A 13677-nucleotide genomic window follows, 5' to 3' on the forward strand; every position below is an offset into this window, starting at 1 on the left:
GACGATGCGCGCACTGGACGAGACCCGCGGGGCGGTACGCGTCGAGGACCTCTACGACACCGGGATCGACGACCTGTGGGAGGCGTGTACGTCGCCCGCGCGGCTCGCACGCTGGATCGCCGAGGTCGCGGGGGACCTGCAGGTCGGCGGCACGATCCAGGCGACGTTCACGAGCACGTGGACGGGCCCGGGCCGGGTCGAGGTGTGCGACGCGCCGCACCACCTCCTGCTGCGGATGGAGCCCGGTACCGATGACGAGGCGGAGATCGAGGCGTGGCTCAGCGAGGAGGGCGACAAGACCCGCCTGGTCGTGGAGGAGCGTGGTCTTCCGCTGGACAAGCTCCACTTCCACGGCTCCGGGTGGCAGACGCATCTGGAGGACCTCGGGCGCTCGCTGGCGACCGGCGCCTCGGTGCACCCCGACGGCTGGACTGACCGGTCGCCGTCGCCGGCCTGGCGCGCACGATGGGACGAGCTCACGCCGACGTACGAGGCGATGGTCGTCGCCTGAGACGGCACGGCGGAAAGTCGCCGACGGACGTGAGCCGGAGTCCCTAGGCTGCGTCCGTGGCAACGGAACGAGCGCTCGAGTTCTCGGCGGATCCCGGACGGTTGGACGGCGAGTGGGTGCACGCGACCCTGTCCGCCCATGCCTACTGGGCCCTCGGGCGCTCGCGGGAGGTGCAGGACGCCGCCAACGCCGCCTCTCGGTGCTACGGCGTCTACGAGGCCGACGCCCAGGTGGCGTTCGCCCGAGTGGTGACGGACGGAGCGACGTTCGGCTGGCTGTGCGATGTCATCGTCGACCCGGGCGCCCGCGGTCGTGGCGCGGGCAAGCTGCTGATGTCCGGCGTGATGGCCGACGTCGCGTCGTTGCCGATCAAGCGTCTGCTGCTGAAGACGGCCGACGCGCACGGTCTCTACGAGCAGCACGGCTGGAGTCCGTTGGCGTCGCCGTCGAGCTGGATGGAGTGGAGCGGCCCTCCGTCCGCTGATTGACATAATGTCGCTTATCGGCGAACACCCGAGCAGACGTCAATCAACTCGACTGAGATCCCACGAGCCCTCTACCTTTGCCGCGGACCCGCCCTAGGCGATGGGCTGCCGCCCGGCTCGTCGTCCGCAGTTGGAGAGGGAGGCAGCCCATTCAAGCCGGGCCGGGAGGGCCTTTCAGGCGGCTCACGCCGAGATGCGGTCAGGACCAGACTCGAGCCCGCCACGGTGATGGCTCGTCGGACGCCTCTGAGTACGCCGCCAGGGACTCGACCTCAGCACGGCGCACGCCGTCTGGGAAGAACCCGCGCGAGAAGTGACCGACCCGGCCGCCGTTGAGCCTGAGTGCGTCGTCTGCGTCGTCCCGGTAGCCCTTGACCGCGTGGGAGGCGAAGCCCTTGCCGACATAGGACGTGAACCCCGCACCGTCCTTGATCGGCAGGTACTCGAACCGCCGTGCAAACCCCGCTGACACGAGCCGCGACCGAAGCCACTCGTAGTCGATCCAGCGGCCGTCCTTGACGACGATATGTGCGTGGGTCATTCCGGACTTGGAGCCCTGCTCGACGAACGTTCCGAACGCGCCCAGGTCGACGTGATCGCGCTTGGCGGCCTGGCGCAGCACGCGGAGTCGGTCTTGAACCTCTGGCCACGGGTTGTCGCAGCGGTGAAGGTCGGTAGTGGTGACTGTGAGCTCGTGGGTCGGTTCGACGTGACGGACCGCCAGGGAGCGCCGCCAGGCGTTGACGCCGATGCAGTCTGGGCAGCCGTTTCGCTGGCACCGCATCGGCCGAATCTCGCCGGTCTCGTTGTGGACCAGGACGGGCTCGCCGACCCGCAGCGGACGCGACAGGCAGGGAAGTCGAACCAGGTACCGAGGGGAGTCTGACTCCCCCGGTTGGTCTGTGAGCGTTTGGTCTGTAGAGACAAGGAAAGGTGCGGCTTCGCCGCCCCCTTATCGGCGATCCAGCCGGGACGCACCGGATCTACGCTGCGGTGTGTGCCCCACGCCCTGAAGGTAGAGATGCGCCTCCACATGGCAGACCCGTTTCCAGCGTCAGTGGAGAAAGGCCTGGAGTACGGCCAGGTCGACGCCGTCATGATCGATGCTGACATTTACGGCTGGGCAACCAGGGCTGGGTCGTTGTCGACAGCCGACCTGTCGCGCTTGGGTCAGGCCGCAGACGAATTGCAGCGATCGCTGAGCGCGTTCCCGCCAGCCGCACAGCCGTACTACGAGCGCCTGCTCAGGATCGCCCGGCTGACGCTGGCGGCGGGCTGACGAACCCGTCAGGACCAGACTCGAGCAATCCAGGGTGACGGCTCGTCGGACGCCTCTGAGTAGGCCGCCAGGGATGCGACCTCGGCGCGTCGTACGCCGTCTGGGAAGAAGCCGCGGGAGAAGTGTCCGACGCGGCCTGCGTTGAGCCGGAGTGCGTCGTCGGCGTCGGTGCGGTAGCCCTTGACGGCGTAGGCAGCGAAGCCCTTGCCGACGTAGGACGCGAACTCCGCATCGGACTTGATGACCGAGTAGGTGAACCGCTGGCCGAAGCCTGCTGAGGCGAGTCGACGACGTAGCCAGTCGAAGTCGAGCCGGTGGCCTTGACGACGATGTGGGCGTGGGTCATGCCGTTCTTGGAGCCTTGCTCGACGTAGGTCCCGAAGGCGCCTAGGTCGACGCGGTCGCGCTTGGCGGCCTGGCGCAGCACCCGGAGCCGATCTTGGACCTCGGCCACGGGTTGTCGCAGCGGTGCAGGTCGGTCGTGGTGACTGTGAGCTCGTGGGTTGGTTCGACGTGACGGACCGCCATGGACCGTCGCCAGGCGTTGACGCCGATGGAGTCCGGGCAGCCGTTTCGCTGGCACCGCATCGGGCGCTATCGGCGATCTCGTGAGGCCCCGTCACCGCCCCGGATCGTCGGTCCTACGATGCCGCCATGGTTGACGGAACGGTGACGGCGGTCTCCCGCGACGAGATCCATCGGTTCAGCAAGACACCGCAGGATGCGATCACCCTGGTCGCCGGCATGGGCGTCGCTGGGGACGCACACGCCGGCACGCTCGTCCAGCACCGTTCTCGCGTGCGCCGCAACCCGAACCAGCCCAACCTGCGCCAGGTCCACCTGATCCACCAGGAGCTGCTGGACGAGGCTCGCGCCGCCGGGCACGACGTCGGACCCGGCGGGCTCGGCGAGAACATCCTGACCGGCGGACTCGACCTCCTCGCGCTGCCGACCGGGACGCTGCTCCGGATCGGCGACGCCGTGCTGCGCCTCACCGGCCTCCGGAACCCCTGCCGCCAGATCAACGACTTCTCGGCGGGGCTGCTCAAGGTCGTCGTCGCCCGGGCCGACGGACGCGCGTCCTCGTCGGACGTCGCGCTCGGCCCGACCGGAGGCGCCGAGTCGGTCGACGGGGTCGGCATCGTCCGCAAGGCGGGGGTCATGGCCGTCGTGGAGTTCGGCGGCGAGGTCCGCCCCGGGATGCCGATCGCTGTCGAGCTCCCCGCCGGTCCCCACGAGGCACTGGTTCCGGTCTAGCGGCACACCCGTGGCGGTTGCGCCGGGCGGCACACTGGCACGGTGCTCCACCGTCATCCGTTCCTGAGCCTGCTGACCGGCGCCTACCTGGTGTTCGTCGGCTGGCTCACGCTGACGCCGCAGGACCAGCACACCGGCCAGGCGCAGCTCGCCGAGCGCGTCCTCGACGCGCTCCACCGGCGCGGGTACGCCGAGTCGATCGACTACAGCCGCTTCGAGTTCCTCGCCAACATCGCGCTGTTCGTCCCCGTGGGGATCTTCCTGCTGCTCCTGTTCGGAGCCGGTGGCTGGTGGCTCGCACTGATCGCGTCGTTCGCGCTGACGGTGGGCATCGAGTCCCTCCAGCACGAGATCCCCGGCCGGGTCCCGGACGGTCGCGACCTGATGGCGAACGGCATCGGCGCCGCGATCGGGGTCGCCGTCGCGCTGGTGCTCACCCTCCCGGCGACGCTCAGACGTCACCGGCGTCGTCGCAGCGTCCAACTGGCGCGCTGAGCCGCCACGGCGCACGGGTCAGCGGCGACGGTTCTCGAGGTAGGCCGCGAGATGGTCGAGCGACGACGCCATCCCGGTCGCGTGGTCCTCGGGCGAGATGCCCTCGGGGACGTCCACCGCGACGACGTCGACGCGAGTGCCGCCGCCGACCTCGGCGACGTGCCAGGTCATCGTCATGACCCCCGCGTAGGCCGGGTCGTCGGACACGAAGCGCACGGCGTACGCCACACGGGCCCCGGGAACGATCTCCACGAACCGGGCGTCGACGACGTCCGCGTCGGCGGTCGACTTCCCGTGCGCGCCCGCCGGGTCGTCGTAGGTCAGGACCATCCGGTAGGCACCGCCGGGCCGCAGGTCGAGCTCGTCGACGCGGGCGGTCATGCCGGTCGGCGGCAGCCACGCCTCCAGGGCCGCAGGATCGACCAGGGCGGCGTACGCCTCCTCGGCAGGTGCGGCGATCACGCGGGAGGCGCTGTCCGTCCGAGGCATGGAGCGACGCTATCGGGTGGACATGATCCGGTCCCCCGCGTGATGTCCACGCCGGGGAATCGTCCGGCCCTGCGACGTGTTCCGCCTCACATGAGCCAGAAGCCGGTCCTCGCCCCCAGCCCTGATCACCCCATCACCGTGCGTCGCGACGGCGCGCGCGTCACCGCCGTCGTCGGCGACCGCACCATCGCCGACTCCTCGGCGACGCTCACGCTCCAGGAGGCGGACTACCCCGCCGTGCAGTACTTCCCCCGTGCCGACGTGAACATGTCCCTGCTCGAGCGGACCGAGCACTCCACCTACTGCCGCTACAAGGGCGACGCGAGCTACTTCAGCATCCGCACCGACGACGGCCTCCTCGACAACGCCGTCTGGACCTACGAGACGCCGCACCCCGCCATGGCCGAGATCAAGGAGTACGTCGCCTTCTATCCCGACCGCGTGCGGGTCGGCGAGACGTCAGCTGACTGAGGCGGCCGCGCGAGCCAGCCGCGCGACGGCCTCGACGATCGTCTCGGGCGCGCAGCCGACGTTCATCCGCGCGTGGCCCGCGCCCTCGGCGCCGAACATGAGGCCGCTCGACAGGGCGACCCGTGCGTCGTCGAGCGCGCGCTGCGCCGGGTCGTCGCCCCAGCCCAGGCCCGACATGTCGAGCCAGGCCAGATAGCTGGCCTGGGGACGACGGAGCCGGACCGTCGGCAGGTCGCGCTCGAGCAGCTCCTCCAGCAGGTCGAGGTTCTGCTCGACGGTGGCGAGGGTGCCCGCCAGCCAGTCACGGGCCTCCGAGAACCCGGCCTCGGTCGCCATCGCCCCGAGCAGTCCGGTGCGGACCGAGACCTCCGCGGGAAGCGCGTCCACGATCGCCGCCATCGGCTCGGACCCGGCGACGAAGAACGCGCACTTGAGGCCGGCGAGGTTGAAGGCCTTGCTCGCCGAGTGCGCCGCGATGCCGTGCTCGCGCGCGTCCTCGGAGACCGTGAGGTAGGGCGTGAACTCGTGCCCGGCGTGCGTGAGAGGCGCGTGGATCTCGTCGCTGAGCACGAAGCCGTCGTGGCGGGCCACGATCCGTGACAGCTCGGTCAGCGTCTCGCGCGAGTGCACCAGCCCGAGCGGGTTGTGCGGGTTGCAGAGCAGGACGCCGCGGGCACCGTCGGCGAGCGCCCGGTCGATCCCGTCGAGGTCCAGCGCGTAGGACGCGCCGTCATCCGCCAGCGGCACCTCGACCACGACGCCGTCGGCCTCCGGGATCAGGTCGAAGAACGGCGGATACGTCGGCGGCGTGATGATCACGCCGTCGCCGGGTGCGGCGAGTCGGCGCAGGGTCTCGACGATCACCACGCTCACGTCGGTGGTGGTGCGCATCCGGTCCACGTCGGGCACCCAGCCCCAGCGCTCCCCCGCGAAGTCGGCGAAGGACTCGCGGACCGCGGGCAGCTGCGGGTTGACATAACCGGTGTCCCCTCGCTCGATCGCCTCGAGCAGCACAGCCTTGATCGCAGGTGCCAGCGGGAAGTCCATCTCCGCCACGAACATCGGGAGCACGTCCGGCGGGTGCGTCGTCCACTTCTCGCTGGTCCGCCGACGGAGGACGTCGAGCGGCTCGGCGGAGGTCACGGCGGTGCTCATGCCTCCGACCGTAGCGGCTGCTCAGGCACGGTCCGGCGCGGCCCCGCCGAGCAGGTCGGACAGCGACACGTCGATGACCGCGTCGCCGCGGGCACGGTCGGCGTGGCCGCCCCGAAGGATCGGCGCCCGGGACGCCGCCATAACCCGTCGGCCCGTCGCCCGGAAGGACCTAGAGTGCCAGCATGAGCAGCCCTCAATCCCGACGGGCCGTCGTGACCGGCGGCGGCACCGGACTCGGCCGGGCCATCGCCCGGCGTCTGGCCCACGACGGACTGGCTGTGCTCGTCGTCGGCCGTCGTGAAGCCGTCCTTCAGGACGCCGCGTCGGCCGTCAATCGGGACCTCGGAGCGGAGCGGGTCTCGGTGCTGGCCGCCGACTGCACCGTCCCGGCCGACGTACGCCGCCTGGCGGACGCGTGCGCCGACGGGGTCGACGTCCTGGTGCTCAACGCGGGTGGCAACGCGCCGTCGACCGGCGACGACCTCGAGGCGGTGGCGCGGGACTGGACCGCCGAGTTCGAGCTCAACGTGCTGTCCGCGGTGCTCCCGACCGAGGCCCTGCGTCCCCTGCTGCGCCGGCCGGGCGCGCGTGTGGTCGCGATGAGCTCGGTCGCCGCGCTGCGCGGCAGCGGTTCCTACGGCGCGGCCAAGGGAGCGATCAACACCTGGGTGACCGGCCTGGCGGCGGAGCTGGCCGGCGACGGCATCGCGGTGAACGCGGTCGCCCCTGGGTTCGTTCCGGACACCGAGTTCTGGGACACGAGGCGCACCCCCGAGCTCGTCGCGCAGCGCACCGCCCGTATCCCGATGGGGCGCCCTGGTACGCCCGACGAGGTCGCGTCGGCCGTTGCCTACCTCGCCTCCCCCGACGCCGGCTTCATCACCGGCCAGGTCGTCGGCATCCACGGCGGCACGGTGCTCGCCCGGCTCTGACGGCGCGTCACCCTCAGCTCGCGAGCCGGGTCGCGTCCTTGCGCGGACGGCCGCGGGGGCGCTTGAAGGTGACGATCGCGCCGTTCTCGAAGAGCTCGCCGCCCCAGACGCCCCAGGGCTCGCGGCGCTCGATCGCGTCGGCCAGGCACGACTCCTGCAGCGGGCATCCGCGGCACAGGGACTTGGCGCGCTCGACCGCGGTCGGGTGGGACGTGAACCAGAGGTCGCCCTCCATGCCAGCGCAGGGCGCCTCGTCGGCCGCGACGAGGGAGCTCGGCAGGAGGGAGTCGAAGGCGCTGTGCATACCCTCAGCGTGGCCGTCTGAGGTACCTGGCCACATCGGGAGAGTTCCCTAGTCACACCCGGAGATCGCGCTGATCCGAACGGGTGGTTCTCGGAGGCCCTCGCGCGTCGACGCTCAGTCCCGGCGCAGCCTTGCCGTATCGGTATCCGAACACGCCGCGTCACCTCCTCAGGTGGAGAGCCCTGAGAGCGCATCGTGGGTTCAGGAGGGCCGAGCAAATGTGGGACACCGTCGAGGTCACGACAGAGCACCTGTCGCACGACCTGCCGTGTCCGCGCTGCGGCCACGCGGGCCATCGCTACCTGGCGTGTGATGACGGGACGTGCGGCTGCGCCGCACACCCGTTCCCAGGTGACGTGCCGGCGCCGCGCCGCGGCTAGCGACGACCGCTGACGCCGGCGGTCAGCCGTCCCTGACGACGGTCGGCCGGGCGGCGTTCGGCGGCGACTACCTCCGACTTCAACCTCCCCGCACCTCGACCCGGAGGGTCCGCCCGAGGTCGGCGCGGTGCCGGCCGAGGTCAGGGCTGCAGGAACACCTTAATCGCGGTGCGCTCGTCCATCGCGCGGTAGCCCTCAGCGACCGACGCCAGCGGCAGCGTCTTGTCGAAGACCCGGCCGGGCTCGATCCGGCCCTCCAGCACGAGCGGCAGCAGCTCCGGGAGGTAGCGGCGGACCGGGGCCATGCCGCCGGCGAGGCCGACGTTCTTCCGGAACATCTGCCCGACCGGCAGCTCGACGCCGTGGGGTACGCCGACGAAGCCGACGGTGGATCCGGGGCGCGCCACGCTGAACGCCGTACGCATCGCCTGGTCGGTCCCCACGCACTCGAGGACCGCGTCGGCTCCCACGCCGTCGGTGAGGTCGAGCACGGCTGCCTCGCCCTCCTCGCCGCGGGCCTCGACGATGTGGGTGGCGCCGAACTCGAGGGCGAGCTTCTGGCGGTCGGCGTGGCGTGACATCGCGATGACCTTCTCGGCACCCATGACGGAGGCGGCGAGCACGCCGCAGAGCCCGACGGCGCCGTCGCCGACGACGACCGCGGTGCCGCCCTTCCGTACGCCGGACGCGACGGCAGCGTGCCAGCCGGTGGCCATCACGTCACTGAGGCTGAGCAGCGACGGGAGCAGCTCTGTCCCGGGGTCGCCGTCGATCTTGTAGAGGGATCCCTCCGCCTGCGTCACGCGGGCGTACTCCGCCTGACCGCTGACCGTGAAGCCGACGTGGGCGCACGCGGACTGCACGCCGGCACGGCAGTGCGGGCAGGTGTTGTCGCAGTGCACGAACGGCACGATGACCAGGTCGCCCGGGCGGAACGACGTCACCGCGGAGCCGACCTCCTCGACACGGCCGAGGCACTCGTGGCCGATCGTCATGCCGGGCTTGATCTTGTTCTCGCCACGGTAGTTCCACAGGTCGGAGCCGCAGATGCAGCTCGCCACGATCTTGACGACGGCGTCGGTCGGCGCTTCGATGACGGGGTCGGGGACCTCGGTGAAGCGGATGTCCTTCAGTCCGTGCAGGGTCGTTGCGCGCATGTGGCTATGGTGTCAGAGGCGCCGTCGGAGCAACCCTCCCCCTCCCCGACACGCCCGGCTCGCCGAGTGTTGCTTTATCTCATATATGAGTTAACGTGACGGGCATGAGCGAGGGATACAAGGGCCGCATCGGCAACCTCATCCGCGACGCCCGCACCCACCGCGGGCTGACGCAGGCGCAGCTGGCCGATCGACTCGGAACCAGCCAGAGTGCCATCAACCGCATCGAGAAGGGCCAGCAGAACCTCACGCTGGAGACGATCGCCCGCATCAGCGAGGCCGTCGACTCCGAGATCGTGAGCCTGGGCCTCGGCCCGGTCCACCTGCGGGTCACCGGCCCCACGACGCTGTCCGGCAGCATCGACGTCAAGACGTCCAAGAACGCCGGCGTCGCCCTGCTGTGCGCGTCGCTCCTCAACCGGGGCCGCACCACGCTGCGCAAGGTGGCCCGCATCGAGGAGGTCAACCGGCTGATCGAGGTGCTCAACAGCCTCGGCGTGCACACCCGGTGGCTCAACGACGACAACGACCTCGAGATCGTGCCGCCGCGTGAGCTGCGCCTCGACAACGTCGACGAGGACGCGGCGCGGCGTACCCGCTCCGTCATCATGTTCCTCGGCCCGCTGCTGCACCGCGTGCAGTCGTTCGACCTGCCCTACGCCGGCGGCTGCAACCTCGGCACCCGCACCGTCGAGCCCCACATGGCGGCGCTGCGCTCCTTCGGCCTCGAGGTCAAGGCGAGCGAGGGCGCCTACCACGCCTCCGTCGACCCGAAGATCGTCCCGGGCCGGCCGATCGTGCTCACCGAGCGCGGCGACACCGTCACCGAGAACGCGCTGATGGCCGCCGCGCTCCACCCGGGCACGACGGTCATCCGCAACGCCAGCTCCAACTACATGGTCCAGGACCTCTGCTTCTACCTGCAGCGGCTCGGCGTGCAGGTCGAGGGCATCGGCACCACCACGCTGTCGGTGACCGGCCTGGAGACCATCGACGTCGACGTCGACTACGCGCCGGCCGAGGACCCGATCGAGGCGATGAGCCTGCTCGCGGCCGCGATCGTGACCGACTCCGAGATCACCATCCGCCGCGTGCCGATCGAGTTCCTCGAGATCGAGCTGGCCACGCTGGAGGAGATGGGCTTCCGCTACGAGCGCTCCGAGGAGTACGACGCCGCCAACGGCAAGACGCGGCTGGTCGACATCAGGACGAAGCACTCGACGCTGCACGCGCCCAACGACAAGATCCACCCGATGCCGTTCCCGGGCCTCAACATCGACAACCTGCCGTTCTTCGCGGTCATCGCCGCCGTCGCCACCGGGCAGACGCTGCTGCACGACTGGGTCTACGAGAACCGCGCGATCTACCTCACCGAGCTCACCAAGCTCGGCGGCCAGGTCAAGCTGCTCGACCCCCACCGGGTGATGATCGAGGGCCCCACCCACTTCTCGGGTGCGGAGATCGTCTGCCCGCCGGCGCTTCGCCCGGCCGTCGTGATCCTGCTGGCGATGCTGGCCAGCAAGGGCACCAGCGTGCTGCGGTCGACGTACGTCATCGCCCGCGGCTACGAGGATCTCGCGGAGCGGCTCAACGAGCTCGGCGCCAACATCGAGCCGTTCCGCGACCTCAGCAGCTGATCCTCAGCCCTGGGCGAGCTGGGCGACGTCGTCCCACTTCTCCCACCCCGCCAGCCGCGACTCGTAGTCGCCCCTGACGATGCCGAGGGCGGCCGCCCCGAAGAGACAGCGCAGGGGCGGCTCCTCGGCGTCGACGATGCGCAGCAGCGCCTCGGCGGACGAGCGCGGGTCGCCGGGGCCCTGGGCGTTGCGGCTCGCGCGCGCCTCCTGCGCCCGCCGGCGCAGCTCGTCGTACGCCGGGAGCGGCTCCGAGTGCACGGAGGAGCTGCCGCTCCAGTCGGTCGCGAAGCCGGCCGGCTCGACGAGCGTCACGTCGATCCCGAAGCCCTTGACCTCGGCGGCCAGCGCTTGGGTGTAGCCCTCGACCGCCCACTTCGAGGCGTGGTAGGCGCCGAGCAGCGGGAACGCCGAGAGACCGCCGATCGAGGTGACCTGGATGAGGTGGCCGCTCCCCTGCTCGCGCAGGAACGGGAGCGCCGCCTGGGTGATCCACGCCAGGCCGAAGAAGTTCGTCTCCATCTGCCGACGCAGGTCGTCCTCGGACAGCTCCTCGACGAAGCCGAAGTGGCCGTAGCCGGCGTTGTTGACCACGACGTCGAGGCGGCCGAACGTCTGGTGCGCGCGCTCGACGGCAGCGAAGTCGGCGGCCCGGTCGGTGACGTCGAGCTGCAGCGGGAGCAGCCGGTCGCCGTACTTCTCGGCGAGGTCGTCGAGGGTGGCGGTGTCGCGTGCCGTGGCGGCGACGCGGTCGCCGCGCTCGAGGGCGGCGATCGCCCACTCGCGGCCGAAGCCACGCGACGCGCCGGTGATGAACCAGTTCTTGGGATCGGTCATGGCGTCGACGCTAGAACCCGGAGTGCGCTTCAAGGCAAGCCTGTGCGCGTACCGGCGTGGGGCACGTCATACTCTCCCCCGTGATCAACCAGGGCCCGGTGGTCGCGTTCGCCCACCGAGGCGGCGCCTACCACCCCGAGATCGAGGGGCTGGAGAACACGATGGCGGCGTTCGAGCACGCCGTCGCGCTCGGCTACACCCACCTCGAGACCGACGTGCACACGACCAGCGACGGCGTGCTGCTGGCCTTCCACGACGCGGTGCTCGACCGGGTGACCGACACCAGGGGCGAGATCGCCGGCATGACGCTCGCCGACGTCAGGGCGGCGCGCATCGGCACCCACCACCAGGTCCCGACGCTGGCCGAGCTCTTCGACGCCTTCCCGCAGGTCAGGTTCAACATCGACCTCAAGGCGGCCCCGGCGGCGCTGGCGCTCGCCGCGTTCCTGGAGGAGCGCGACGCCTTCGACCGCACGATCGTCACCTCCTTCTCCCCCACGACGCTGCGGGAGTTCCGCCGGCTCTCGCGCGGTCGCGCGCGCACCGGCGCGCACCCCCTCGAGGTGGCGGCCTACCTGGTCGTGCCGAGCGCCCGGCTCGCCCGGATGCTCACCCCGGGCCGGCCGGTGGCGCTGCAGATCCCCCACACGCGCGGGCCGCTCACCGTGGCGAGCCGCGGGCTGATCCGCCGCGCGCACGCCAACGGCGTGCAGGTGCACGTGTGGACCATCGACGACCCGGCTGAGATGCGAGCGCTGCTCGACCGCGGGGTGGACGGTCTGATGACCGACCGGACGGATCTGTTGAAGGACGTGCTCCTCGAGCGCGGCCAGTGGAGGGAAGAGCGATGAGTCAGACGAACCCGGCGCCGATCGCGGATCTCGCGCCGGTCCGCCGACGCGCCCAGCAGCGTGCCTGGAACTGGTACGACTGGGCGAACTCGGCGTTCTACACGACGACGCTCACCGTCCTGTTCGGTCCACTGATGATCACCGTTGCGGGCCGCGCCGCGGGCTGCGGCGACAGCCCCGACGACACGTGCAAGAAGACGGTCGACGTGCTGGGCCTCCACCTGGCCGCCGGCTCGCTGCCGTCGTACCTGACGAGCTTCGCGACCATCGCCAGCGCGTTCATCCTGCCCATCGTCGGCGCCATGGTCGATCGCAGCGGCCGCAAGAAGATGCACATGGCCTGGTTCGCCTGGGCCGGCTCGTTCTTCGCCGCGCTGCTGTTCTTCCTCCAGGGCGACCACTGGCAGCTCGGCGCGGCCGCCGTCGTGGTCGCGAGCATCCTCGGCGGCTGCTCGCTGGTCAGCTACTACGCGATGCTCGTCGACATCTCCACCGAGGACGAGCGCGACACCGTGTCGGCCAGGGGCTGGGCGTTCGGCTACCTCGGCGGCGGCCTGCTGCTCCTCATCAACCTCGGCATGGTGCTCGGCCACGACGCGCTCGGCCTCGACAAGGAGCTGGCGGTCCGCCTCTCGCTGCTGAGCGCCGCGCTGTGGTGGGCCGGCTTCACGGTCATCCCGGTCGTGAAGCTCCGGAACACCCCGCCCCGGGACGTCGTCCCCGAGCCGGGCGGCCTGATCAGGCGCAGCTTCGGCCAGCTCTGGGTCACCCTCAAGGACCTGCGCCACTACCCCATGACGCTGACGTTCCTGCTCGCCTACCTCTTCTACAACGACGGCATCCAGACCGTCATCTACAGCGCCTCGATCTACGGGTCGAAGCAGCTGCACTTCGGCGACAGCGTGCTCATCGCCGCCATCCTGCTCATCCAGTTCGTCGCCTTCGGCGGCGCCCTGTTCTTCGGCCGGGTGGCCCGCCGCCACGGCGCCTATCGCTGCCTCGTCTGGGGCACCGTCGCGTGGATGGTCATCGTGGTCGCCGCGATGTTCCTGCCGGAGCGCAACATCGCGCTCTTCATGCTCGCCGGCGTGGCGATCGCGCTCGTCATGGGCGGCACGCAGGCGCTGTCGCGGTCGTTCTACAGCCTCCTCATCCCGCGCGGCCGCGAGGGCGAGTACTTCGCCCTCTACAACGCGTGCGAGCGCGGGACGTCGTGGTTCGGCACCCTGCTCTTCGGTGTCGTGTTCCAGGTCACCGGGTCCTACCGGCCCGCGATCCTGTCGCTCGTCGTCTTCTTCGCGCTCGGCCTGGTCTTCCTGCTGCGTCTCGACACCCGGCGCGGGATCGCCGAGGCCGGCAACACCGCCCCCGCGGTCGTCTGAGCGCTTCGTCACCTCGTGTGTGACCGACATCCCCCACGGGAACCGGGTGATTGTCGGA

At 70.7% G+C, this 13677-nt stretch carries 16 protein-coding genes; 10 read left to right on the top strand and 6 right to left on the bottom strand.

Annotation, left to right across the window (positions count from 1 at the left end; all coding sequences use genetic code 11):
* Positions 1-4: 4 nt before the first annotated feature.
* On the top strand, positions 5-511 hold the full coding sequence (locus QDS12_RS15890; RefSeq protein ID WP_279880653.1) for an SRPBCC domain-containing protein: 507 nt from the start codon (positions 5-7) through the stop codon (positions 509-511).
* Between the two features lie 56 nt (positions 512-567).
* Positions 568-999 carry a GNAT family N-acetyltransferase gene (locus QDS12_RS15895; RefSeq protein ID WP_279880655.1) on the top strand — a complete coding sequence of 144 codons (432 nt, stop codon included), beginning with the start codon at positions 568-570 and terminating at the stop codon, positions 997-999.
* A gap of 196 nt (positions 1000-1195) precedes the next feature.
* Here the strand turns inward: QDS12_RS15895 and QDS12_RS15900 are convergent, their stop codons facing one another.
* Positions 1196-1618, bottom strand: a complete 423-nt coding sequence (locus QDS12_RS15900; RefSeq protein WP_279880657.1) for a hypothetical protein — start codon at positions 1616-1618, stop codon at positions 1196-1198.
* 375 nt (positions 1619-1993) lie between these two features.
* Here QDS12_RS15900 and QDS12_RS15905 point away from each other — a divergent pair, with 375 nt between their 5' ends.
* From QDS12_RS15905 to QDS12_RS15915, 3 genes are all read left to right on the top strand, one after another.
* Positions 1994-2275, top strand: a complete 282-nt coding sequence (locus QDS12_RS15905; protein WP_279880659.1) for a hypothetical protein — start codon at positions 1994-1996, stop codon at positions 2273-2275.
* 654 nt (positions 2276-2929) lie between these two features.
* A complete protein-coding gene (locus QDS12_RS15910) occupies positions 2930-3532 on the top strand; it encodes an MOSC domain-containing protein (protein WP_279880662.1) in 603 nt (200 codons plus the stop codon).
* A gap of 42 nt (positions 3533-3574) precedes the next feature.
* Positions 3575-4027 carry a VanZ family protein gene (locus QDS12_RS15915; RefSeq protein ID WP_279880663.1) on the top strand — a complete coding sequence of 151 codons (453 nt, stop codon included), beginning with the start codon at positions 3575-3577 and terminating at the stop codon, positions 4025-4027.
* Positions 4028-4045: 18 nt separating this feature from the next.
* Here QDS12_RS15915 and QDS12_RS15920 read toward each other — a convergent pair whose 3' ends face one another.
* Entirely contained in the window at positions 4046-4516 is a 471-nt protein-coding gene (locus QDS12_RS15920) for an SRPBCC domain-containing protein (RefSeq protein ID WP_279880665.1), read from the bottom strand.
* Between the two features lie 90 nt (positions 4517-4606).
* On the opposite strand from QDS12_RS15920, the gene QDS12_RS15925 reads away from it, so the two are divergent.
* Positions 4607-4987 carry a DUF427 domain-containing protein gene (locus QDS12_RS15925; protein ID WP_279880667.1) on the top strand — a complete coding sequence of 127 codons (381 nt, stop codon included), beginning with the start codon at positions 4607-4609 and terminating at the stop codon, positions 4985-4987.
* Here the strand turns inward: QDS12_RS15925 and QDS12_RS15930 are convergent.
* Positions 4976-6142: an aminotransferase class I/II-fold pyridoxal phosphate-dependent enzyme gene (locus QDS12_RS15930; protein ID WP_279880669.1), complete on the bottom strand. Its 1167-nt coding sequence runs from the start codon at positions 6140-6142 to the stop codon at positions 4976-4978. The genes QDS12_RS15925 and QDS12_RS15930 overlap by 12 nt on opposite strands.
* 182 nt (positions 6143-6324) lie before the next feature.
* Between QDS12_RS15930 and QDS12_RS15935 the strand changes: the two genes are divergently transcribed.
* Positions 6325-7074 (top strand): SDR family NAD(P)-dependent oxidoreductase, encoded by a 750-nt coding sequence (locus tag QDS12_RS15935; protein WP_279880671.1) that lies wholly within the window; start codon positions 6325-6327, stop codon positions 7072-7074.
* A 13-nt stretch (positions 7075-7087) separates the two neighbouring features.
* Here the strand turns inward: QDS12_RS15935 and QDS12_RS15940 are convergent, their stop codons facing one another.
* Both QDS12_RS15940 and QDS12_RS15945 read right to left on the bottom strand, forming a co-directional pair.
* Positions 7088-7378, bottom strand: coding sequence for a WhiB family transcriptional regulator (locus QDS12_RS15940; RefSeq protein ID WP_279880673.1), 291 nt, complete (start codon positions 7376-7378; stop codon positions 7088-7090).
* 520 nt (positions 7379-7898) lie between these two features.
* The gene (locus tag QDS12_RS15945) at positions 7899-8915 is read right to left on the bottom strand and encodes a zinc-dependent alcohol dehydrogenase family protein (protein ID WP_279880675.1); all 1017 of its coding nucleotides are present in this window, start codon (positions 8913-8915) and stop codon (positions 7899-7901) included.
* A gap of 104 nt (positions 8916-9019) precedes the next feature.
* Here QDS12_RS15945 and QDS12_RS15950 point away from each other — a divergent pair, with 104 nt between their 5' ends.
* Complete coding sequence (locus QDS12_RS15950) at positions 9020-10552, top strand: UDP-N-acetylglucosamine 1-carboxyvinyltransferase (protein WP_279880677.1); 1533 nt, start codon at positions 9020-9022, stop codon at positions 10550-10552.
* A gap of 3 nt (positions 10553-10555) precedes the next feature.
* Here QDS12_RS15950 and QDS12_RS15955 read toward each other — a convergent pair whose 3' ends face one another.
* Positions 10556-11386: an SDR family oxidoreductase gene (locus tag QDS12_RS15955; RefSeq protein ID WP_279880679.1), complete on the bottom strand. Its 831-nt coding sequence runs from the start codon at positions 11384-11386 to the stop codon at positions 10556-10558.
* Between the two features lie 80 nt (positions 11387-11466).
* Between QDS12_RS15955 and QDS12_RS15960 the strand changes: the two genes are divergently transcribed.
* Together QDS12_RS15960 and QDS12_RS15965 are read left to right on the top strand one after the other, a co-directional pair.
* Positions 11467-12237: a glycerophosphodiester phosphodiesterase family protein gene (locus QDS12_RS15960; protein WP_279880681.1), complete on the top strand. Its 771-nt coding sequence runs from the start codon at positions 11467-11469 to the stop codon at positions 12235-12237.
* A complete protein-coding gene (locus tag QDS12_RS15965) occupies positions 12234-13619 on the top strand; it encodes an MFS transporter (RefSeq protein ID WP_279880683.1) in 1386 nt (461 codons plus the stop codon). Before QDS12_RS15960 ends, QDS12_RS15965 begins: the two co-directional genes overlap by 4 nt.
* Positions 13620-13677 lie beyond the last annotated feature (58 nt).

This window comes from Nocardioides sp. CER19, from assembly GCF_029846275.1.
GTDB lineage: Bacteria > Actinomycetota > Actinomycetes > Propionibacteriales > Nocardioidaceae > Nocardioides.